Below are 20,273 nucleotides of genomic sequence, written 5' to 3'. Positions count from 1 at the left end.
TACCCGGTCAGGCGGGGCCGATCTCGTCGGCGACGATCCGGGCCGACAGGGTGACCATCGGGAGGCCGCCGCCCGGGTGGACCGAGCCGCCGACCAGGAAGAGGCCGGGGATCGGGGCGCGGTGCGACGGGCGCAGCAGGCCGCCCGCCGTGCCGTAGATCGCGCCGCCCGGAGCGGCGGCCGCGTCGGCCAGGTCGGCGGGGGTCCGGGTCTCGGCGAAGAGCAGGCGGTCCCGGACGTCGGCGCCGCGGGCGGCCAGCAGGGCGAGGATGTGGTCGCGGTACTCCTCGGCGAGTCCCGGGCGGCGCCAGTCCACCGCGGACCACGCGGTGCCGTGGCGGGCGGCGTTGACCAGGACGAACCATGATTCGTGGCCGGGCGGCGCGACGAGCGGGTCGGACGGGCGGGTCACGAAGACGGCCGGGTCGTCGGCCGGGCGGGCGCGACGGCCGGGGGCGCCGAAGACCGCGTCGAACTCGGCGTCGTAGTTGCGCGGGAAGAAGACGTTGTGGTGGGCGAGGCCCCCTGCGGAGAGACCCGGGGCCGGGGCGCCGGAAGTGGGGGCATCGGGAGCCGGGGCGCGGACGCCGAGGAGCAGGACGAAGCCGGCGAGGCTGCGGTCGGTGAGGGCGGGCAGACGGGACGGGGTGGGGAGCAGGTCGCGGTAGAGGGCCGCGGCGTCCACGTTGGAGACCACCACGTCGGCGGGGACACGGCGGCCGTCGGCGAGGCGCACGCCGGTCACCCGGGTGTCCGCCTCGATCGCGGTGATCGTTGAGTCGAGCTTGATGCGTACGCCGGAAGCAAGGCATTGAGCGTGCAGCGAATCAGCCAGGGTGACCAGGCCGCCGGGCAGATACCAGCCACCGAAGGTGAGCTCGGCGTAGGGGATCGCGGCGAGCGCGGCGGGCGCCCGCCGCGGATCGGCGCCGGTGTAGGTGGCGTAGCGGTCCAGCAGCATCCGCAGCCGCCAGTCGTGCAGATAGTGGCGGCCCAGCGCGCGCAGCGACCGGCCCGGCGCGATCGCGGCGAGGTCGGGCACCCGCCAGGAGAGCCGGGCCAGCGAGGCGGCGGTCACCGGGCGCTGCAGCACCGATTCCCAGGAGGCGTGCCAGATCCGGGCGGCCCGGCGCCAGAAGCGGTCCCAGTCCCGGGCGGCCCCGGCGCCCAGCGCGGCGGCGATCCGGTCCAGGAAGACGTCGTGCGAGGCGGACGAGTCGAGGACCGTGCCGTCCGGGAAGAAGTGCCGGACGACCGGGTCGAGCGGATCGGGGCGCAGGCCGAGACCGGTGAAGACCTGCGGCAGCGTGAGCAGGCTCGGCCCGGTGTCGAAGCGGAAGCCGTCCCGCTCGTGGGACGCCAGTTTGCCGCCGACCGAGGCGGAGCGCTCGAAGACGGTCACCCGGTGGCCGGCGGCGCCGAGGCGGGCGGCGACGGACAGGCCGCCGACCCCGGCGCCGACCACGACGATGTCACTCACTCCCGCATGATCCCCGCTGCGGCTGTGGAGCGCGCGGGCGCACCCGTGCGAGCCGCACCGACGGCGGCGGCGAGAACCGTGCCCGCGCCGAGTAGCAGGATCGGGGTGGCGCCGAGGGTGACCAGGGCCGCGCCGAGCGGGATGGCGACGGCGATCGGGCCGAACATCAGCATGGTGCCGGTGGCGGAGGCACGGCCCAGCAGGCGGTCCGGGGCGTGTGTCTGGATGGCCGTGACGGCGGCGATCAACGGCCAGGGGAGGCCGAGACCGGCGAGGACGCTACCGATGATCATCGCGGGCCACCACGGGAGGGACCAGAGCACGCAGGCCGCGGCGAAGAGCAGGGCGCCGAGCGCGGCGACCCGGGTGGCGGAGAACCGGGCCAGCAGGCGGCCGACGAGGAGGCCGCCGGCGATCGCGCCGGCGCCCTCCGCCGCGAGAGGCAGCCGGGAGCGGTTCAGCCCGGGCACCGCGCGGCAGGAGCGGAAGCAGGAATGGCGGGCGCGGGCACGGTGGGCGCCAGCGCGGCGGGCGCGGACGCGGCGGGCGCGGACGGCGCGGAAGGTGGGTGGCGCAAGGCCAGCACGGCGATGAACAGGGCGGCGGCGGCGAAACATGCGGCGACCAGGAAGGCGGAGGTGTAGGCGTCGTGGAAGGCGGACGGGGACGGGGTCGCGGACACGCGGTGGGCGGCGACGGCGGCGAGGGTTGCCAGGCCCAGGGAGGCGCCCGCCTGCTGGGCCGTGTTGTTCAGGCCGGAGATCAGGCCGGTCTCCTCCGGGGACGCGCCGGCCATGGCGAGCATCATGATCGACGGGACCGTCACGCCGACGCCGAGGCCCATCACGACCAGGCCCGGCAGAAGGTCGGTCGCGTAGGACGGGTGGAGCGGGGCCCGGGAGAGCAGGAACAGGCCCGCGACCAGCAGGGCGAGGCCGGCGATCAGGACCGGGCGCGGGCCGAGGCGGGCGGTCAGCCGGGCCGCGGCGAACAGGGAGACCAGGCCGATCACCACGGGCGTGGGGAGGAAGGCCAGGCCGGTGTGCAGGGTGTCCAGGCCCATCACCCGCTGCAGGAAGAGCGTGTTGACGAACTGGAAGCCCATCCCGGCGGCGAGGATCAGGACGACCGTGCCGTTGGTGGCGAGCAGCCAGCCACGGCGGAGCAGGTGCGGGGGCACGAGCGGGGTGGACGCGACTGCTTGACGTACCAGAAAAAGGGCGAAAGCGACGACGGCCGCAGCCGCGGCGACCAGGTCGACCGCGCGGACGATCGCGAAGACGACGAGGGAGAGGCTCAGCGTGATCAGGAGGGCGCCGAGGATGTCGAGGCGCCCGCCCACGGTCGTGCCCCCGGACAGCAGGCGGCGGGCGACGAGCCAGGCGACCACGCCGATCGGAACGTTGATCAGGAAGATCGCGGGCCATCCGGCCAGGTCGGTGAGGACGCCGCCGGCGACGAAGCCGATCGCGGCGCCGCCGGCCTGGGTGAAGCTGAAGATGCCCATGGCGCGGGCCTGCGGTCCCGGCTCGGGGTAGAGCCGGACGATCATCCCGAGCACCACGGCCGAGGCGAACGCGCCGCCGATGCCCTGCACGAAGCGGCCGGCGACCAGCAGGCCGGCGTTCGGGGCGAGGCCGCAGAGCAGGCTGGCCGCGGTGAAGACGGCGAGCCCGGTGAGGAAGACCCGGCGGTCGCCGAGGATGTCGCCGAGCCGGCCGGCCAGGATCAGCAGGCCGGCGAAGGCGACGAGGTAGCCGTTCACCACCCAGGCCACCCCGGCCTGGGTGAAGCCGAGATCGCGCTGGATGGCCGGGATCGCCACGGCCACGATCGTGCTGTCCAGCACGACCATCAGCGCCACCGCGCACAGCACGGTCAGAGTCGCCCCACGAGAAGAGGTCATACATCGGACCGTAGCAGATAATCTGCTTCGGAACTATTTCCCGCGAGGGCGGCGGATCGCCTGCGGGCCCTCCTCTGCGGTGACGGCGAGCGCGCTGAGCAGGTCGAGGAAGGCTGTCCGGGCCGCCGCCGGAAACTCGTCGAGCGCCGCGCCGTGCACCCGGTCGACGATGCGCTGCCCCTCCTCGGCGGCGAGCCGGCCCTTCTCGGTGACCGCGATGATCCGGGCCCGCCGGTCGGTCGCGGACGGGCGGCGCTCGGCGAGACCGCGCCGCTCCAGCTCGTCGACGGTGCCGACCATCGTCGTCTTGTCCACGCCGGCGAGCGCGGCCAGCTGGATCTGGGTGCGCTCCTCCTCCAGGGCGTGGATCAGCACGCACTGCATCCGCGGCGTCAGGTCGACCTCGGCGAGCGCGGCGGCCAGCCGATTCGTCATGCTGTGGCCGGCCTCGTTGAGCAGGCGGCTGATGTCGAGCTGGGTGCGCTGTGGTGCTGGCATGTCACCAGATTATCCCGAAGCGGACGACCGCTCCGGGATGATCATCTCAGGCGAAGGCGGACCAGAGCGGCGCCCGCGGCGTCATCCGCAGCGGCATCCGGGCCTCCGCGGGGGTGCGGTCGCCCTTCCGGTTGTTGCAGCGGTGGCAGGCCGCGACCGTGTTCGACCATTCGTTGGCGCCACCGCGCGACCGGGGCAGCACGTGGTCGATGGTCGAGGCGGGCGCGCCGCAGTAGGCGCAGACGCGGGCGTCCCGGGTCAGCACGCCGGCCCGCGACCAGCCCGGGCCGCGGCCGTGCCGCCAGCGGGTGACCACATAGCTCACCAGCCGGACCACGGTCGGCACCTGATAGACCCCGATCGTCGCGTCCGGCTGCGCCTCGTGCACCACCGCCACTTGACGGAACAGCATCCGGATCGCGTGCCGAAGGCTGACCCGGTGCAGCGGCCCGAAGTCCGCGTTCAATACCAGAACCGCGCTCATACCGAATTCACCCCCCGATTGAGCTGGGCTTTCGTCGTTTTGCTGCAACGACGGTAAGGCTCGGTATCGACAGCGGACAACCGATTAAAAGGTCAGGCCAATGCGCGGCGGACGGCGGCCGACAATTGCGCGAGGCCGGCGCACTGCAGGGCCAGCCAGAGCGCGACCGGCGGCCAGACCACGCCCAGGGCCGCCGCCAGCAGGCCGAACCCGGCGGCCAGCGCGCGGGTCGGCCGCTCCCCCACGGTCACCGTGCCGATCTCGGACATCCCGGCGGCGGCCGCGCGGGCACGCACGTACTCGTGCAGCCAGGACACCGCGCCGGTGATCACGATCAGCCATCCCGGGGCGCCCGCCACCCAGAAGGCCGCGAGCCAGGCCAGCTCACCGAGGCGGTCGGCCACCGAGTCGTACACGAAACCGGTCCTCGTCACCCGGCCGGTCACCACCGCCACCGCGCCGTCCAGGCCGTCCACCACCGCCGCGAGCAGCACCAGCGCCGCGCCGAGCACCAGCCCCGGCCCGCCGGCCAGCGCCGCGAGCGGCACGGCCAGGCACACCCCCAGGCCCGTCGTGGTCACGCTCATCGGCGACACCCGCCGGCGACCGAGCCAACTTCCCATGGTGTACGCCGTGAGCACCCACCGGCGGACGATCCCGTTCGCCGCGCGCGGGTCGAAGCCGCCGTGCAGCCGTGACCAGGCCGTCGCGTACTCGTCCCAGGTCATGGCCCGGTCGTCACGCCGCGGCGGCCACTTCGGCCGGGGCCAGTAGCTGCCAGACCTCGCGGGTCGCGGTCGACCGGTTCAGCGTGATGAAGTGGATGCCCGGGACGCCCTCGTCGAGCAGCCGCGCGCACATCGCCGAGCAGGTCTCGATGCCCAGCTCGCGGACCGCCCGCTCGTCCCCGGCCACCCGCTCGAACCGGCGCAGCAGGGCCGGCGGGAACGGCGCCCCGGAGAGCTGGGTGGCCCGCTCGATCGTGCCCATCCGGGTCACCGGCATCACCCCCGCCACGATCGGGGTGTCGCAGCCGGTGGCCGCCACCCGGTCGCGCAGGCGCAGGTAGTCGTCGGCGTCGAAGAACATCTGGGTGATCGCGTACTCCGCGCCGGCCCGGCACTTGCGCACGAAGTTGCGGGTGTCGTCCTCGACGCCGGCGGAGCGCGGGTGCTTGTAGGGGAACGCGGCCACCCCCACGCTGAAGTCGCCGGCCTCGCGGATCAGCCGGACCAGTTCCTCGGCGTAGAGCACGCCGTCGGGGTGGCGGACCCACGCGCCCATCGGGTCGCCCGGCGGGTCGCCGCGCAACGCCAGCACGTTGCGGATGCCCGCGCCGGCCAGCCGGCCGATCACGTTCCGCAGGTCGGCGACCGAGTGGTTCACCGCGGTCAGGTGCGCCATCGGGAGCAACGTGGTCTCGGTCGCCACCCGCTCGGTCACCGCGACCGTGGTGTCCCGGGTGCTCCCGCCGGCGCCGTACGTGATCGAGACGAAGCTCGGGCGCAGCGACTCCAGCTCACGGATGGTCTGCCAGAGCAGACGCTCGCCCTCCGCGGTCTTGGGCGGGAAGAACTCGAACGAGAACGTCGGAGTCTCACCACGGATCAACGCGCCCACGGACGGGGCGCCGGGCAGCCGGGAGGGAAGACCGAGAGACACACCCGCACTGTACCGGGCCGGTGAACGAGGTGACCTGCCCGAACAAGTAGCGTCGCGGTTGTGACGAACTCCCCGCTCGATCTCGCCGGACTGCGACCACGGGTCGACAAGGCGCTGACCCACTTCCTCTCCGGACAGCGTGATCACCTGCTGGAGATCGACCCGGAGCTCGCCGAGGTCGCCGGGACGGTCTCGGAGTTCGTGCTGGGCGGCGGCAAACGGCTGCGGCCCGCGTTCGCGTACTGGGGCTTCCGCGGCGCCGGCGGTGTCGACTCGGACGAGATCGTGGCGGCCGTCGCCTCGCTGGAGCTGGTGCAGGCCAGCGCCCTGATCCACGACGACCTGATGGACCGTTCGGACACCCGGCGCGGCGAGCCCTCGGTGCACCGCCGGTTCCAGATGCTGCACACCGGCGCGGGCTGGCGGGGTGGCGCGTCCGGCTTCGGCGACAGCGCCGCGGTGCTCCTGGGCGACCTGGCCCTGGTCTGGTCCGACACGCTGCTGCACGAGTCCGGGCTGCCCTTCGCCGACCTGGCCCGCGCGCGGCCGGTCTTCGACCGGATGCGGACCGAGGTGACCGTCGGGCAGTACCTGGACGTGCTCACCCAGGCCACCGGGGACACCTCGGTCCAGCGGGCGCACAAGGTGGCCCGCTACAAGGCGGCGAAGTACACCGTGGAGCGACCACTCCTGCTGGGTGCCGCCCTGGCGGGGACGGACCCGGCGGTCTCGGCTGCTTACTCGGCCTTCGGGCTGCCCCTCGGGGAGGCGTTCCAGTTCCGGGACGACGTCCTCGGGGTCTTCGGGGATCCCGCGCAGACCGGCAAGCCCGCCGGGGACGACCTGCGCGAGGGCAAGCGCACCTACCTGATAGCCGCGGCGTTCGCGGCGCTGGACGACACCACCCGGGCCGAGCTGGACGCCGCGCTCGGCGACCCGGCCCTGGACGACACGGGGGTCGAGCGGCTGCGCGCCGTCATCCGCGACAGCGGCGCGCTGGCGGCCACCGAGTCCCGCATCGACGAGTTGATGGCGTCGTCGCTGGCCGCTCTCGCCCAGGCCCCGATCGACGACGACGCCCGGGCCGTCCTGCGCCGCCTGGCAGACGCCGCCACCCGCCGCACCGTCTGACCAGTGCTCCGCCCGATCACCCGCGGCGGTCGTGGAGACGCTTCAGGAGCGCGCTTCCCTCGCCGGCCGCCGGGGTGCGCTGGATGCCACGACGGCCGAGGGCCACCCAGATCGAGAGGGTGAGCAGGATCAGGGCGAAGCCGAAGAGGAGATCCTCGACCGGGGCGTACGCCAGGCGCAGGCCGAGGATGGCGCCGGGGTCGTAGATCACGATGCGGCGGCCGGTGAGGATGCCGTTGGAGAGCAGCTGGAACGTGAAGATGATCGGGTACGTCGCCCAGAAGACCGCTCGGGTGAGCAGCCGGGTACGCAGGACGGCGAGGTCGATCACCGCGGTGACGGCCACGCCGAGCAGCGCGGCGGCGGTGTAGGTCACGGCTCACGCCCGGTGCCGGCGGGCCCGGTGCCGGCAGACTCGGTGCCGGCAGACTCGGCGCCGGACGGCTCGTCGCCGGCGGGCCGGCGCAGGACCGCGCGGACGGCCTCGAACCCCAGGATCGCGCAGAGCGGGACGACCAGGAAGAACAGAACCTCGTCCAGCGGGAGGCCGCCGGGAAGGTGGACGCCGGTGATCTGGCCGGGGTCGAAGGTCCAGTGGCCGGCGGCGATCGCGGCGACGTCCCAGAGGGTGAAGACGATCGCCACCGGCAGGATGGTCAGGAGCAGGCGGCGCCAGCGGCGCAGGACGTTGACCTTGAGGATCGGCTCCAGCCAGAGCGCCGCGAGCAGGCAGCCGGCGAGGACGGACAGGTAGCCGAAGCGGGCCATGGACGCTAGAAGCCGACGGCCTGGGCGCGGCGCTTGACCTCGCGGGCCTGGTGGCCGCCGAGGGCGAGCGCGGCCGTGCCGCCGAGTGACTCGTCCGGTGCGTAGAGCCACCGGACGGCCTCTTCGTCGTTATACCCGGCGTCGCGGAGCAGGGTCAGGATGCCGGGCAGGTGCTTCCGGACGGTCTCGTTGGCGATCAGTTCGGAAGGAACCACCCGGATGCCCTCGCGGCGGACGGCCAGCAGGTCACCGTCGCGGATCATCTGGTGGACCTTGCTGATCGACACGCCGAGCTTCTCGGAGACGTCCGGCAGGGTGATCCATCCGGCCGGGTCGGTGGTGACGTTTTCGCTCACGCGTACAAGCCTGCCAGACCAGATCGGAGTGCAGTTGATGAGCCTGTGGCGGAGGATCCGCGGCGAGGTGGCCGGGGCCTGGCGCTCGGTCAAGTACGACCTGGGCCGCCGGACCGCCGAGCAGTACGACGGGCCGGACGTCACCTCGACCGGGATGAGCACGTTCCACGGCTCGATGGTGGATCTGCCGCCGGGGCCGGCCGAGCCCGGCGCGGTGCCGCCCCGGCGCTTCGCCGCGGTCCTGGCGTTCTGCCTGCTGGCCGCGGTCGGGGGTGGCGGGTCGTACCTGATCGTGACGCGAGGGCTGAGCGCGGCGTCCACGGTCCGGGAGGCGACGGCGGCCACACCCGGCGCGGCCCCCGAGGAGACCGAGACCACTCCCCCGCCGAGAAAGCGGGAGAAGTCGGATAAGTCGAAGATGGGAAACGGCCCCCACACGCTCGCCCAACCGGGCACCGCGGCCCGTCCCCGTACAGCAGACATTCCGGAGAGAAAGGAGAAAACGACGCCCACCCATCGAGTGACGAAGACCGCACCCGCCCCGCGCGCGACCACCCCGCCCTGCGACTGCGTCACACCGCCGGTTCCGACCCCGACCGAGCCGCCTTCGCCCAGCTCGGCGCCGGTGTCCAGTTCTCCGGCGACGACGCCCGAGGACCCCACCGAGGAGCCGCCGGTGCGGCGCCCGCACGACCGCCGACACTGGAACAAGAACGGATAAATCGCTTTTGGCTACCGGGTGGCCGCTAATCGTCGCAGGTCATCCACGGTTGGGTACCCGTTTGGACTCAGCTGTGACATCCTGGGCCACCCCCACGGGAAAGACACATACACTTCACGCCGATGGACACCACAGTCGCCGATACGTTGATCGGCACAACGATTGACGGGCGCTACCGGATCACCGGTCGCGTCGCCCGTGGTGGCATGGCGACCGTGTACCGCGCCACCGACGAGCGGCTCGGGCGCACCGTCGCGCTCAAGATCATCCACCCGTCGCAGGCCACGAACGTCCACTTCGTCGACCGGTTCGCCGACGAGGCGCAGACGATCGCCCGGCTCACCCACCCGAACGTCGTCGCCGTCTACGACCAGGGCCGCCACCAGGGCCTGCCCTATCTCGTGATGGAGTTCGTCCAGGGCCGTACGCTGCGCGACCTGCTCTCCCAGCGGGTCCGGCTGACCCCGGTCGAGACGCTGGCGATCATGGAACAGATGCTCGCCGCGATCGCCGCCGCGCACCGGGCCGGCCTGGTGCACCGCGACGTCAAACCGGAGAACGTGCTGGTCGCCGAGGCGCCCAGCGCCGGCACCGCCGACCTGGTCGACGCCGTGGTCAAGGTCGCCGACTTCGGGCTGGCCCGCGCCATCGAGGCGAGCACCGTGGACGAGTCCGGCCAGCTGATGGCGACCGTGGCGTACGTCGCACCCGAGCTGGTCCAGAGCGGGCAGGCCGACGCGCGCACCGACGTCTACTCGGCCGGCATCGTGCTCTTCGAGATGCTCACCGGCCGGGTGCCGTATGACGGCGGCGAGCCGATCGAGGTGGCCTGGCGGCACGTGGACAACGACGTGCCCGCGCCCTCGACGATCGTTCCCGGACTCCCCCGGCAGCTCGACGACCTGGTCGCCCGGGCCACCCGGCGCAACCCGGGCGAACGCCCCACCGACGCCGGCGGCCTGCTCGCCGCGGTACAGGGCGTCCGGGAGAACATCGGCTCGGCCCACGTGCCGACCGCGCTGATCCCGCAGGTCCCGGCCCGCCCGCGGGACGCCGACGCCACCAGCCTGGTGCCCCAGGTGGACGCGACGGCCCTCGTGCCGCCGGTGAACATGTACGGTCAGCCGCCCGCGGGCCAGCAGCGCCCCTCGTGGGCCCGGCTGCCCGAGCAGGCCGGCCCGGCCCGGCGGGAACCCGCCACGTACCACCGCTCCGAGCAGCACCACGACGGCGGCTTCTTCGGCGACCGGCGGCGGATCTTCATGATCTCGCTGATCGCGGTGATGGCGCTGGTCGTGATCGGCAGCACCTGGTGGGTCACCTCCGGGCGCTACACCGACGCGCCGAACCTGGTGAACCTGACGCAGGCCCAGGCCGAGAAGATCGCCGAGCAGGAGGGCTTCGGCGTCATCTACGGCGACGGGGCGTACGACGACGGCGTGGCGAAGGACTCGGTGGTCAGCCAGAACCCGGGCCCCAACGAGCGGGTGGTCAAGGGCGACACCATCACCCTGACCCTCTCCCTCGGCCCCGAGGTGCACCCGGTGCCCGACGTGGTCGGCCAGGAGAAGGCCGGCGCGCAGGCCGAGCTCGAGGCGATCAGCGTCACGGTCAAGCAGGGCACCGCGGTCTACTCGGACACCATCCCGGAGGGCTCGGTGGTCTCCACCGATCCGAAGGCCGGCGAGGAGGTCAAGCCGGGCGACACGGTCACCGTGGTGCTCAGCAAGGGCAAGAACCCGATCACCATCCCGGACCTGGTCGGCAAGAACATCAACGAGGCCCGGTCCACGCTCTCCGGCCTCGGCCTCACCGTGGTCGAGCGCTACCAGGAGTCCGACGAGGCGGCCGACACGGTCATCGGGCAGTCGCCGAAGGCCGGCACCGGCGCCGCGAAGAACGACGAGGTCACCCTCGACGTCAGCAAGGGCCCGGCGCTGGTCACCGTCCCCGATCTGAACAACCAGCCGTGCCAGCAGGCGAAGGCGACACTGGAGGGTCTGGGCCTGGTGGCACAGCTGAACTTCAACGCGAACGGGACCGTCCGGGCACAGAACCCGGGTGCGAACACCCAGGTGAACCCGCAGAGCACGGTCGTACTCCAGTGTTTTTGACGAATAGGATCGGGTCACACACGAAGACGTCGGGTGGGCTGGCCAAGGCCGCCCTCCCGTACGTCGACGCCGCCGGCTCGGAGACCCTGCAGGTGTACGTCTCCAACTCGCGTGGCTGGGCCCTGCCGCCCGGCGACCCGAAGCAGGACGTGCTGTTCCGCGACGGCATCGGCGAGCGGGCGATCCCGGCGTACATCCACGCGTCACTGCTGGTGAACCTCGGCTCGCCGACGGAGCTGACCGTCGAGCGCTCGATCGCCACCCTCGAGCACGCGCTGCTCCGCGGTAAAGCGATCGGCGCGACGGCGGTGGTCTACCACGCCGGCAGCTCGGTCGACGAGGCGCACGCCGAGAAGGCCATGCACCAGCTGCACGAGCAGCTGCTGCCGCTGCTGGACCGGGCGTCCGCCGAGGGCCTGCCGCGGCTGCTGGTCGAGCCGAGCGCGGGCGGCGGGCGCAGCCTGGCCTCCAAGGTGCAGGACCTGACCGCCTATCTGGCGGCGGTCGAGGACCACCCGTGGCTCGGCGTCTGCTTCGACACCTGCCACGCCTGGGCGGCCGGCCACGACCTGGCCACCCCGGGCGGCATGACCGAGACCCTGGACGCCCTGGTCGCGGCGGCGGGCCCGGGCCGTCTTCAGCTGATCCACGCCAACGACTCGAAGGACGCGTGCGGCTCCACCCGCGACCGCCACGAGACGATCGGCAAGGGCACGATCGGCGAGAAGCCGTTCGCCGAGCTCTTCCGCCATCCGGCGGCGGCCGGGGTGCCGGTCATCGTGGAGACCCCTTCGGTCGAGCACGAGGGCCACGCCGCCGACATCGCGCTCCTCAAGACGCTGCGCTAGACGACCGATCACGCTCACTTCAACACCTCTCCCCCGGTACGCCGTAACCTGGGCGTCCATGGGGTACGACAGAGCGGCGAACGCGATCCTGGCCGTGGGGACGACCGGCGCACTGGTCGGCGCGGTGGTGGCGGCCTTCGGCTTCGCGACCGGCCGGGCCGGCTGGGCTCTCGCCGGATCGGTCCTGCTGATCAGCGGCCTGCTCCTGCGCATCGAGGCGGCCCTCCGCTCACGGTGAGCCGGACCGGCCGGCGCACACGGGCCAGGACCCGGCCGCGGACGCCACCGCCACCCGCGGATCGCCGGCCCCGCCCGCCAGGGTTCGTTCGCGGACCGGCCGGGCGGCACCCCGCAGGCGGTGAGCCGGCGATCCAGGGCGCCCCGGCCGGTCGGCTGGCGATAGTCGGTGGTGGTCCGGATGACCCGGAGGGACCGGGATCGGTCGATGCCGTACCGGTGACCGTGAACGGTCGGCTAGCTGTCACCGGTGAGCAGGGCGGCGAATCGGGCGGCCGGGTCGGCGGGGTCCGGGACGGCCGGGGAGCGCAGCAGCTCGATCCGGTGGACCAGGCGGGGCGCGGTGATCGGGACGGCCGCCACGCCGGATGCCGCCGCGGCCACCGGGGCGGGCAGGACGGCCAGGCCGTGACCGGTGGCGATCAGTCCGGTCAGGACCGTGGCGTCGGTGCCCTCGTAGCGGGTCCCGGCCCGCAGCCCGTCCACCGGCAGCCGGGTGAACGGGGCGATCTCCGGGGCGTCGATCCAGTACGCGTCGGCGAGGTCGGCCAGGGAGACCGCGGAACGGGCGGCCAGCGGATGCGCCGTGGGCAGAGCGAGCACGGCCGGGCTCTCGGTGACCCGTACGGCGGAGGCGGCACCCGGGTCGGGCAGCCGCAGCGGGTCGCTGGGCGCGGTGAAGCCGTCGGCCAGTGCCAGGTCCGCCTCGCCGGTCACGGCCAGGGTGACGGCCCGGTCGTATGCGGTGATCAGCAGACGGGTGCTCAGGCGGGTGGACGCGGCGCGGAGCTCGGCGAGCGCACCGGCCACCGCGCCGGTCCAGGCGAGCGGGGTCACGGCGAGGACCAGCCGGCCGGGCGGGACGACCGAGCGCGTCACGTCGGCACGGGCGGCCTCCATGCGTACCAGAAGCAGTCTCGCGTGACGCAGCAGGCGGGAACCGGCCGCGGTGAGGGTGACCGGCCGCCGGGTCAGCAGGGGGGTGCCCAGGTCGGACTCGAGCGCGGCGATCTGCTGGGAGACGGCCGACTGGGTGAAGGCGAGCCGGTCGGCGGCGGCCGAGAACGAGCCGGTCTCGGCGACGGCGACGAAGGTACGCAGCAGGTGCGGGTCCACATCAGTGATGCTAATGCCGACGCCACAAACGATCGTTGGACGTGATCTCGGGAGCGGACGACGATGGACTCATGATGACGATCGCCCTGGTCGGAGACCGATCACCCAGCGTACGAGCACACGCCCGGATCCCGCTGATCCTGGACGCGCTGCGCGAGCACACCGACGTCGACGCGTACTGGATCCCGACGCCTGCGGCCGAGGACCCGGCGGCGCTGCGCGACTTCAGCGGGATCTGGCTGCTGCCGGGGAGCCCGTACGCGAGCGAGGCCGGCGCCGTCACCGCGGCCCGGACCGCCCGCACCGAGGGGATCCCGTTCCTCGGCACCTGCGCCGGCTTCCAGCACGCCATGCTCGACTTCGCCCGCGACGTCTGCGGCTTCCCGACCGCGCGGCACGCGGAGTACGGCACAGACGGCGCGAACGGCACCGCCGCCGCGACGGACGGCGCGGACGAGCTGATCGTGGAGCTGGCCTGCTCGCTCGCCGGGCACGAGGCGGCCGTCGACCTGGCGCCCGGCTCGCTGGTGGAGCGGCTGCTCGGCACGTCCCGGACGGTCGAGCGGTACCACTGCGGCTACGGCGTCTCGGCGAAGCACCTGGCCCTGCTGAGCGAGCACGGCATGCGGTTCACCGGGCACGACGAGAGCGGGGAGGTGCGGGTGGCCGAACTGCCCGGCCACCCGTTCTTCCTGGCCACGCTCTTCCAGCCGGAGCTGGCGGGCGACGGGACCGACCCGCACCCGCTGATCCGCGGCTTCGCGGCGGCGGGCGCCAAGAGAGCGGCAGCGGCAGGCGCCAGGGGAACGGCAGCGGCGGCGGGCGTCAGGAGAGCAGAACCGTCAGCACGGCGATAGCCTCGTCGACGTCCTCGTCGGTGACGTCGAGGTGGGTGACCAGGCGGGCCGTGTCCGGCAGCATGGCGGCGAGGTGGACGCCGCGCTTCGCCGCCGCGCCGGCCAGCGCCGGGGCGTCCAGCGGGGACTTCGCCAGGTCGAGCGGGACCAGGTTGGTGCGGATCCGGTCCGGGTCGACCACGCCGAGCGGGGCCAGGCCCTCGGCCAGCCGGCGGGCGCGGGCGTGGTCCTCGGCCAGGCGGCCGACGTGGTGGTCGAGGGCGTACCGGCCGGCCGCGGCCAGGATGCCGGTCTGGCGCATGCCGCCGCCCAGCCGCTTGCGGATCACCCGGGCGCGGGCGATCCGCTCGCGGCTGCCGATCACCAGCGAGCCGACCGGCGCGCCGAGGCCCTTGGAGAGGCAGACCGAGAGCGTGTCGAAGAGCGCGCCGTAGGTGGCCAGCGGCACGCCGTCGGCGACGTGCGCGTGCCAGATCCGGGCGCCGTCGCAGTGCACGGCGAGCCGGTGGGCGTCGGCGACCGCGCGCAGGTCGTGCAGGACCGAGAGCGGGATGACGCCACCGCCGCCGAGGTTGTGGGTCTGCTCGACGGCGATCGCCGCGGTCGGCACCGACGGGAAGCCGGCCGGGCGGATCATCCGGGCCACCCGGTCGACGTTCACCTTGGCGCCGGTGGACGCCCAGGTACGCGTGGAGATGCCGCCGAGCGCGGCGGCGGCACCCATCTCGTACGTCACCACGTGCGCGTCCGCGTCCGCCAGCAGCTCGCCGCCGGGCGGGACGACGAGCTGCAGGGCGATCTGGTTGGCCATCGTGCCGGACGGCGCGAAGAGCGCCGCCTCGTGCCCGAAGAGCGCCGCGACGTGCTGCTCCAGCGCGTTCACGGTCGGGTCGTCGCCGAACACGTCGTCGCCGACGACGGCGGACGCCATGGCCTCCCGCATCCCCGGGGTGGGGCGGGTGACCGTGTCCGACCGGAAGTCAGCCACGGAGCATCTCCGCGACCAGGAACGCCAGTTCCAGGCTCTGCTGGGTGTTGAGCCGCGGGTCGCAGGCCGTCTCGTACCGGTCCGGCAGGTCGAGGTCCTCGATGCCCTGGGCGCCGCCGAGGCACTCGGTGACGTCCTCGCCGGTCAGCTCGATGTGGATGCCGCCCGGGTGGGTGCCGAGGCCGCGGTGCACCTCGAAGTAGCCGAGCACCTCGTCGACGACCCGGTCGAAGTGGCGGGTCTTGTAGCCGTTCGACGACTCGTGGGTGTTGCCGTGCATCGGGTCGCACTGCCAGACCACCTTGGCGCCGGTGGCGTGCACCTTCTCCACGATCGGCGGGAGCGCGTCGCGCACCTTGCCGTTGCCCATCCGGCTGATCAGGGTGAGCCTGCCCGGGATGTTCTCCGGGTTCAGCTTCTCGCAGAGCTCGATGGCGGTCTCCGGGCTGGTGGAGGGGCCCAGCTTGACGCCGATCGGGTTGGCGATCCGGCTGATGAAGTCGATGTGCGCGTGGTCGAGCTGGCGGGTGCGCTCGCCGATCCAGAGGAAGTGGCCGGAGAGCCCGTACGCCTTGCCGCCGGAGACGCGGGCGAGGGCCCGGTCGTACTCCAGGGCGAGGGCCTCGTGCGAGCAGTAGAGGCTGACCGTGCGCAGCGCCTCGGCGTCGGTCATGCCGCAGGCGCGGATGAAGTCGAGCGCGCGGTCGATCTCCCGGGCGATCGCCTCGTAGCGCTCGCCGGCCGGCGAGGCCCGGACGAAGTCCTTGTTCCAGTCGTGCAGCCCGTGCAGGTCGGCGAGGCCACCGGCGAGGTAGGCGCGGAGCATGTTCATCGCGGCGGCCGAGTTCGCGTACGCGCGGATCATCCGCTGCGGGTCGGCGATCCGGGCCTTCTCGTCCGGGTCCAGCGAGTTGATCATGTCGCCGCGGTACGCCGGGAGGCCGAGCGAGTCGGTCAGCGCCGAGCGCGGCTTGGTGTACTGCCCGGCGACCCGGGCCACCTTGACCACCGGCATCGACGCGCCGTACGTCAGCACGACCGCCATCTGCAGCAGCGTGCGCGCGTTGGCGAGCAGGTGGCTCTCGGTGTTGTCGGCGAACGTCTCGGCGCAGTCGCCGCCCTGGAGCAGGAACGCCCGCCCCTCGCACACGTCGGCGAGCTTGGCCCGCAACTGGTCGACCTCGTAGGGCGCGACGATCGACGGGACGTTCTCCAGGACCTTGCAGACCGAGGCGACCTCGTCCATGTCCGGCCAGGGCGGCATCTGCACGCGAGGCAGGGTCCGCCAGTGGTCGAGACCGAGGGCCTCGTCCTCGGCGGAGTCGGTCGAGGGGCGGGAGGTCGCGACTCCCGGGTGACTGAGCTGGTGCCACTCACGGCGCATACCGAAAAGCCTACGAAAGAGGGGCACCCGGCTCGCGCCCGGTGCCCCGCTTCCCAACCGAAGGGATCAGAGGTTGCCGGCCATCGCGCTGACCAGCTCCCCGTTGCCGGTGTCGCCGGAGGCCTCCCAGAAGAAGGCACCGCCGAGACCCTGCGCCTTCACGTACGCCATCTTGGTCGCGATGGTCGCCGGGGTGTCGTAGCTCCACCAGTTGGTGCCGCAGTACGCGTACGCCGTACCCGCGATCGTTCCGGTGGCCGGGCAGCTGGTCTTGAGGACCTTGTAGTCCTCGATGCCCGCCTCGTAGGTGCCGGTCGCCGCCCCGGTCGCGGTGCCGCCCGGCGCCGCCTGGGTGACCCCGGTCCAGCCGCGGCCGTAGAAGCCGATGCCGAGCAGGATCTTGCTGGGCGAGACGCCCTTGGCCTTGAGCTTCTGGATCGCCGCGTCCGAGTAGAAGCCGGCGGTGGGGATGCCGGTGTACGACGTCAGCGGCGAGTGCGGTGCGGTCGGGCCGGTGCTCGCCCAGGCGCCGAAGTAGTCGTACGTCATCGGGAAGACCAGGTTGAGCTGGGCGATCCCGGTAGCGTAGTCGGCCAGGTCGAGCTTGCCACCGGACGAGCCGTCGGCCGAGATGGCCGAGGTGATCAGGAAGCTGGAGCCGAACCTGTTCCGCAGCGCGGTGATCACCTTGGCGTACGCGTCGGTCCCGCTGGTGTCACAGCTCAGCCCGCAGGCGTTCGGGTACTCCCAGTCGATGTCGATCCCGTCGAAGACGTCCGACCAGCGGGAATCCTTGATCAGGTTGTAGCAGGAGTCCGCGAACGCGGTCGGGTTCGCCGCCGCCGCCGTGAACCCGCTCGACCAGGTCCAGCCGCCGAACGACCAGATGATCTTCAGGTTGGGGTAGAGCTTCTTGAGTTTGCGCAGCTGGTTGAAGTTGCCCCGCAGCGCGCCGGCGTCCCACGTGTCGGCGACCCCGTCGACGCTGTTCGCCGTGGTGTACGCCATGTCGTAGTCGGCGTACGAGTCGCCGATCGAGCACTGTCCGCCGGTGGTGTTGCCGAAGGCGTACAGCACATGGGTCATCTTCGCCGCCTGCCCGGAGGTGACCAGGTTCTTGACGAAGTACTGCCGGCCGTAGACGCCCCACTCGGTGAAGTACCCGACCACGTTCTTCCCACTGGTCCCGGTGCTGGTCCCGGTGGTCGGGGTCGGCGAGGCGCTGGTCGGCGCCGTGGTGGTCGGTGAGGTCGTCGGCGTGGTGGTGCCGGAGCAGGCACCGGCGTCGGTCCAGACGTCCCAGGTCCCGCTGTGGGTGTCCGGGGACTCGCCCTGGGTCCACCACTTGGCGGTGTAGTTGTGGCTGTTCTGCGAGGCCGCGTTACCGGCCGTATAGACGGACGTGGAGCTCCAGGCGGTGGCACACGCGGTCGCCGCGGACGCCGGCACGAAGGGGACCGCGGCGGATGCCGCGATCACCAGCGCACCGGCGAGCAGCGCCCGGCGGAGGGATTTGCCCACGGGGGTCTCCTCAATTTTTAGGAAACTTTCCAGAAAGAGGGGTTGAGGAGACGGTAGTCACATCGATTAACAGGAGTCAAGGCAGGTCACGACCTTTAAGGTCGCTTTAATACCCCTCCCTCGACGAACACGGCGTGCATTCACGTGGCCACTACCAGTAGTCTTCCGGCATGACCATCTTCGACGTCAGCATTGGCGCCCTCACCGGCGGCACGACCGATTTGGACCGCTACCGCGGTCGGGTCCTGCTGGTGGTCAATGTGGCCTCGCGCTGCGGACTGACCCCGCAGTACGACGGGCTGCAGACCCTCTACGAGACCTACGCCGACCGCGGGCTGACCCTGATCGGGGTGCCCTGCGACCAGTTCGCCCACCAGGAACCCGGTACGGCGGACGAGATCGAGGAGTTCTGCCGGGTCAACTACGGGGTCACCTTCCCGTTGACGGAGAAGGTCGAGGTCAACGGGCCGGGCCGACACCCGCTCTACCGGGAGCTGATCGGCGGCGGGCCGGACGTCCGGTGGAACTTCGAGAAGTTCGTGGTGTCGCCGGACGGCACGGTGGCCGCTCGCTTCGATCCGGGCACCGTCCCGGACGACCCCGAGCTGCTCGCCGTCGTCGAGAAGCACCTGCCCCGCTGAGCCGCCGATGAGCCTCCACGTGATCGGGGTGGACGCGTACGCCCTCGGCTGGGTCGGCGTCGAGCTCCGCGACGGCAGTTTCGGCCGGGCCGTCCTGGCGTCCACGTTGTACGAGATCGTCGCCGGCAGCTCCGGCGCCGCGGTGATCGGCGTCGACATCCCCCTCGGCATGCTGCCCGACCGCTGGCGTGCCGCCGACACCCTCGCCGCCGACCAGCTGGGCCCGCGCCGCGGCAGCGTCTTCCGGGTGCCGCCGCGCGCCGTCTGGATGGAGCCCGACTTCGCCACCGCCAACCGGCTCTGCCGCGAGCTGACCGGCGCCGGGCTCAGCCGTCAGTCGTGGGCGCTGCGCCCGAAGCTGCTGGAGGCGAACGCCCTCTGGGAGCGCCATCCGGGCCTGCTCTTCGAGGCCCACCCCGAGGTGTCGTTCCGGACCATGGCGGGGGAGCCGCTGCCGTACGCGAAGAAGACCTGGGCCGGTCAGGCCCGCCGCCGCGAGCTGCTGGCCCGCAACGGCATCGTCCTGCCGGACCAGCTCGGCCCCGCGGGCCAGGCCCCGCCCGACGACATCCTGGACGCCGCGGCGGTGGCCTGGACGGCACACCGGGTGGCGACCGGCGCCGCCCTGAGCCACCCCAGCCCCCCGGAGGAGGACGACGGCACCCGGATCGCCATCTGGTACTGAGTCACCTGGCCCGGTCGGCGATCTCCGCGGCCCGGTCGCGGGCGGCCTCCAGCGCGTCCAGCAGGGCGGCGCGGACGCCGTGGTTCTCCAGCTCGCGGATGGCCGCGGCGGTGGTGCCGGCCGGGGAGGTGACCGCCTCGCGGAGCTTGACCGGGTGCTCGCCGGAATCGCGGAGCAGGCTGGCGGAGCCGAAGGCGGTCTGCACGACCAGTTCCTGGGCGGTCTGGCGGGGCAGGCCGAGCAGCACGCCCGCCTCGATCATCGACTCGGCCAGCAGGTAGAAGTACGCCGGGCCGGAGCCGGAGAGCGCGGTGACCGCGTCCTGCTGCGACTCGGGGACCTGGATCGTGGCGCCGAGCGGCGTGAACAGCTCCTCGGCGAGCGCCACGTGCTCGGCGGTGGCGTGCGGGCCGGGCGAGATCGCGCTCATCGCCTGGTCGACCAGGGCCGGCGTGTTGGTCATGACCCGGACCACCGGGGTGCCCTCGGGCAGGCGCGCGCCGAAGAAGCCGGTCGGCAGGCCGGCACAGAGCGAGACCACCAGCTTCTCCGCGGAGACCTGGGCGCCGATCTCGCCGAGCAGGGCACCGGCGTCCTGCGGCTTGACCGCGACGGCCAGGATGTCCGCCTTCGCCACCGCCGTGGCGTTGTCCACCACCGCGACGCCGTAACGCTCGGTCAGCTCGGCGGCCCGGTCCGGGCGACGGGCGGTGACCAGCAGGTTCGAGGCCGGGTGGCCGGAGCGGAGCAGCCCGGAGAGGACCAGCTCGCCGATCTTCCCGGTGCCGAGGACCGCGACGGTGTGCTTGGACAACGAGGTTCCCTTCTCACGTTCATGCTCATGAGAAATGCCGGGGACGGAGGTCCCCGGCATTC

23 protein-coding genes are annotated in these 20,273 nt (G+C 72.7%); 8 read left to right on the top strand and 15 right to left on the bottom strand.

What is annotated here, in order from left to right:
- Positions 1–7 precede the first annotated feature (7 nt).
- The 7 genes from crtI to metF form a co-directional block, all read right to left on the bottom strand.
- Entirely contained in the window at positions 8–1,480 is a 1,473-nt protein-coding gene (gene crtI / locus AB0M08_RS36395) for a phytoene desaturase family protein (protein WP_364503740.1), read from the bottom strand.
- Positions 1,477–1,950 carry a hypothetical protein gene (locus tag AB0M08_RS36390; protein WP_364503737.1) on the bottom strand — a complete coding sequence of 158 codons (474 nt, stop codon included), beginning with the start codon at positions 1,948–1,950 and terminating at the stop codon, positions 1,477–1,479. The genes crtI and AB0M08_RS36390 overlap by 4 nt, the downstream gene beginning before the upstream one ends.
- Complete coding sequence (locus tag AB0M08_RS36385) at positions 1,938–3,386, bottom strand: MFS transporter (RefSeq protein ID WP_364503734.1); 1,449 nt, start codon at positions 3,384–3,386, stop codon at positions 1,938–1,940. The genes AB0M08_RS36390 and AB0M08_RS36385 overlap by 13 nt, the downstream gene beginning before the upstream one ends.
- Before the next feature lie 33 nt (positions 3,387–3,419).
- Positions 3,420–3,884, bottom strand: coding sequence for a MarR family transcriptional regulator (locus AB0M08_RS36380; RefSeq protein ID WP_364503731.1), 465 nt, complete (start codon positions 3,882–3,884; stop codon positions 3,420–3,422).
- Between the two features lie 46 nt (positions 3,885–3,930).
- Positions 3,931–4,368, bottom strand: a complete 438-nt coding sequence (locus AB0M08_RS36375; RefSeq protein ID WP_364503728.1) for an HNH endonuclease — start codon at positions 4,366–4,368, stop codon at positions 3,931–3,933.
- Between the two features lie 92 nt (positions 4,369–4,460).
- Complete coding sequence (locus tag AB0M08_RS36370; protein ID WP_364503725.1) at positions 4,461–5,096, bottom strand: CDP-alcohol phosphatidyltransferase family protein; 636 nt, start codon at positions 5,094–5,096, stop codon at positions 4,461–4,463.
- Between the two features lie 10 nt (positions 5,097–5,106).
- The gene (gene metF / locus AB0M08_RS36365; RefSeq protein ID WP_364503722.1) at positions 5,107–6,030 is read right to left on the bottom strand and encodes a methylenetetrahydrofolate reductase [NAD(P)H]; all 924 of its coding nucleotides are present in this window, start codon (positions 6,028–6,030) and stop codon (positions 5,107–5,109) included.
- Positions 6,031–6,090: 60 nt separating this feature from the next.
- On the opposite strand from metF, the gene AB0M08_RS36360 reads away from it, so the two are divergent.
- A complete protein-coding gene (locus AB0M08_RS36360; RefSeq protein WP_364503719.1) occupies positions 6,091–7,161 on the top strand; it encodes a polyprenyl synthetase family protein in 1,071 nt (356 codons plus the stop codon).
- A 16-nt stretch (positions 7,162–7,177) separates the two neighbouring features.
- On the opposite strand, the gene AB0M08_RS36355 is transcribed toward AB0M08_RS36360, so the two are convergent.
- From AB0M08_RS36355 to AB0M08_RS36345, 3 genes are read right to left on the bottom strand one after another with little or no spacing between them, the layout of a single operon-like run.
- The gene (locus AB0M08_RS36355) at positions 7,178–7,537 is read right to left on the bottom strand and encodes a lycopene cyclase domain-containing protein (RefSeq protein ID WP_364503716.1); all 360 of its coding nucleotides are present in this window, start codon (positions 7,535–7,537) and stop codon (positions 7,178–7,180) included.
- Complete coding sequence (locus AB0M08_RS36350; protein ID WP_364503713.1) at positions 7,534–7,929, bottom strand: lycopene cyclase domain-containing protein; 396 nt, start codon at positions 7,927–7,929, stop codon at positions 7,534–7,536. The genes AB0M08_RS36355 and AB0M08_RS36350 overlap by 4 nt, the downstream gene beginning before the upstream one ends.
- A 5-nt stretch (positions 7,930–7,934) precedes the next feature.
- A complete protein-coding gene (locus AB0M08_RS36345; RefSeq protein ID WP_364503710.1) occupies positions 7,935–8,285 on the bottom strand; it encodes an Rv2175c family DNA-binding protein in 351 nt (116 codons plus the stop codon).
- 37 nt (positions 8,286–8,322) lie between these two features.
- Between AB0M08_RS36345 and AB0M08_RS36340 the strand changes: the two genes are divergently transcribed.
- The 4 genes from AB0M08_RS36340 (at position 8,323) to AB0M08_RS36325 (ending at position 12,206) form a co-directional block, all read left to right on the top strand.
- The gene (locus AB0M08_RS36340; RefSeq protein ID WP_364503707.1) at positions 8,323–9,006 is read left to right on the top strand and encodes a hypothetical protein; all 684 of its coding nucleotides are present in this window, start codon (positions 8,323–8,325) and stop codon (positions 9,004–9,006) included.
- 122 nt (positions 9,007–9,128) lie between these two features.
- Positions 9,129–11,120 carry a Stk1 family PASTA domain-containing Ser/Thr kinase gene (pknB, locus tag AB0M08_RS36335; RefSeq protein ID WP_364503704.1) on the top strand — a complete coding sequence of 664 codons (1,992 nt, stop codon included), beginning with the start codon at positions 9,129–9,131 and terminating at the stop codon, positions 11,118–11,120.
- Positions 11,111–11,968 (top strand): deoxyribonuclease IV, encoded by an 858-nt coding sequence (locus AB0M08_RS36330; RefSeq protein WP_364503701.1) that lies wholly within the window; start codon positions 11,111–11,113, stop codon positions 11,966–11,968. The genes pknB and AB0M08_RS36330 overlap by 10 nt, the downstream gene beginning before the upstream one ends.
- A gap of 58 nt (positions 11,969–12,026) precedes the next feature.
- The gene (locus AB0M08_RS36325) at positions 12,027–12,206 is read left to right on the top strand and encodes a hypothetical protein (RefSeq protein ID WP_364503698.1); all 180 of its coding nucleotides are present in this window, start codon (positions 12,027–12,029) and stop codon (positions 12,204–12,206) included.
- Positions 12,207–12,442: 236 nt separating this feature from the next.
- On the opposite strand, the gene AB0M08_RS36320 is transcribed toward AB0M08_RS36325, so the two are convergent.
- Positions 12,443–13,321 (bottom strand): LysR family transcriptional regulator, encoded by an 879-nt coding sequence (locus tag AB0M08_RS36320; RefSeq protein ID WP_364503694.1) that lies wholly within the window; start codon positions 13,319–13,321, stop codon positions 12,443–12,445.
- A gap of 71 nt (positions 13,322–13,392) precedes the next feature.
- Between AB0M08_RS36320 and AB0M08_RS36315 the strand changes: the two genes are divergently transcribed.
- A complete protein-coding gene (locus AB0M08_RS36315) occupies positions 13,393–14,178 on the top strand; it encodes a hypothetical protein (protein ID WP_364503691.1) in 786 nt (261 codons plus the stop codon).
- Here the strand turns inward: AB0M08_RS36315 and AB0M08_RS36310 are convergent.
- From AB0M08_RS36310 to AB0M08_RS36300, 3 genes are all read right to left on the bottom strand, one after another.
- Positions 14,147–15,166 carry a GntG family PLP-dependent aldolase gene (locus tag AB0M08_RS36310; RefSeq protein WP_364503688.1) on the bottom strand — a complete coding sequence of 340 codons (1,020 nt, stop codon included), beginning with the start codon at positions 15,164–15,166 and terminating at the stop codon, positions 14,147–14,149. The genes AB0M08_RS36315 and AB0M08_RS36310 overlap by 32 nt on opposite strands.
- Positions 15,159–16,550, bottom strand: a complete 1,392-nt coding sequence (locus AB0M08_RS36305; protein WP_364503685.1) for a class II 3-deoxy-7-phosphoheptulonate synthase — start codon at positions 16,548–16,550, stop codon at positions 15,159–15,161. Before AB0M08_RS36305 ends, AB0M08_RS36310 begins: the two co-directional genes overlap by 8 nt.
- A 66-nt stretch (positions 16,551–16,616) precedes the next feature.
- On the bottom strand, positions 16,617–18,071 hold the full coding sequence (locus tag AB0M08_RS36300) for a glycosyl hydrolase family 18 protein (RefSeq protein ID WP_364503682.1): 1,455 nt from the start codon (positions 18,069–18,071) through the stop codon (positions 16,617–16,619).
- A gap of 170 nt (positions 18,072–18,241) precedes the next feature.
- On the opposite strand from AB0M08_RS36300, the gene AB0M08_RS36295 reads away from it, so the two are divergent.
- A complete protein-coding gene (locus tag AB0M08_RS36295) occupies positions 18,242–18,712 on the top strand; it encodes a glutathione peroxidase (protein WP_364503679.1) in 471 nt (156 codons plus the stop codon).
- 7 nt (positions 18,713–18,719) lie between these two features.
- Positions 18,720–19,397 (top strand): DUF429 domain-containing protein, encoded by a 678-nt coding sequence (locus AB0M08_RS36290; RefSeq protein ID WP_364503676.1) that lies wholly within the window; start codon positions 18,720–18,722, stop codon positions 19,395–19,397.
- 1 nt (position 19,398) lies between these two features.
- On the opposite strand, the gene proC is transcribed toward AB0M08_RS36290, so the two are convergent.
- The gene (gene proC, locus AB0M08_RS36285) at positions 19,399–20,271 is read right to left on the bottom strand and encodes a pyrroline-5-carboxylate reductase (RefSeq protein WP_364503673.1); all 873 of its coding nucleotides are present in this window, start codon (positions 20,269–20,271) and stop codon (positions 19,399–19,401) included.
- Positions 20,272–20,273 lie beyond the last annotated feature (2 nt).

This window comes from Actinoplanes sp. NPDC051851, from assembly GCF_040681165.1.
Taxonomy (GTDB): Bacteria; Actinomycetota; Actinomycetes; order Mycobacteriales; family Micromonosporaceae; genus Actinoplanes.
This window is presented reverse-complemented; position numbering and strand designations above follow the sequence as displayed.

What these genes read in the sequence shown, in the direction of transcription:
- AB0M08_RS36350 (WP_364503713.1), bottom strand. Translation starts at nt 7,929, where the DNA reads ATGGCCCGCTTCGGCTACCTGTCCGTCCTCGCCGGCTGCCTGCTCGCG.
- proC (WP_364503673.1), bottom strand. Translation starts at nt 20,271, where the DNA reads ATGCCGGGGACCTCCGTCCCCGGCATTTCTCATGAGCATGAACGTGAG.
- AB0M08_RS36315 (WP_364503691.1), top strand. Translation starts at nt 13,393, where the DNA reads ATGATGACGATCGCCCTGGTCGGAGACCGATCACCCAGCGTACGAGCA.
- AB0M08_RS36340 (WP_364503707.1), top strand. Translation starts at nt 8,323, where the DNA reads ATGAGCCTGTGGCGGAGGATCCGCGGCGAGGTGGCCGGGGCCTGGCGC.
- AB0M08_RS36290 (WP_364503676.1), top strand. Translation starts at nt 18,720, where the DNA reads ATGAGCCTCCACGTGATCGGGGTGGACGCGTACGCCCTCGGCTGGGTC.
- pknB (WP_364503704.1), top strand. Translation starts at nt 9,129, where the DNA reads ATGGACACCACAGTCGCCGATACGTTGATCGGCACAACGATTGACGGG.
- AB0M08_RS36385 (WP_364503734.1), bottom strand. Translation starts at nt 3,386, where the DNA reads ATGACCTCTTCTCGTGGGGCGACTCTGACCGTGCTGTGCGCGGTGGCG.
- AB0M08_RS36380 (WP_364503731.1), bottom strand. Translation starts at nt 3,884, where the DNA reads ATGCCAGCACCACAGCGCACCCAGCTCGACATCAGCCGCCTGCTCAAC.
- AB0M08_RS36375 (WP_364503728.1), bottom strand. Translation starts at nt 4,368, where the DNA reads ATGAGCGCGGTTCTGGTATTGAACGCGGACTTCGGGCCGCTGCACCGG.
- AB0M08_RS36295 (WP_364503679.1), top strand. Translation starts at nt 18,242, where the DNA reads ATGACCATCTTCGACGTCAGCATTGGCGCCCTCACCGGCGGCACGACC.
- AB0M08_RS36305 (WP_364503685.1), bottom strand. Translation starts at nt 16,550, where the DNA reads ATGCGCCGTGAGTGGCACCAGCTCAGTCACCCGGGAGTCGCGACCTCC.
- AB0M08_RS36370 (WP_364503725.1), bottom strand. Translation starts at nt 5,096, where the DNA reads ATGACCTGGGACGAGTACGCGACGGCCTGGTCACGGCTGCACGGCGGC.
- AB0M08_RS36325 (WP_364503698.1), top strand. Translation starts at nt 12,027, where the DNA reads ATGGGGTACGACAGAGCGGCGAACGCGATCCTGGCCGTGGGGACGACC.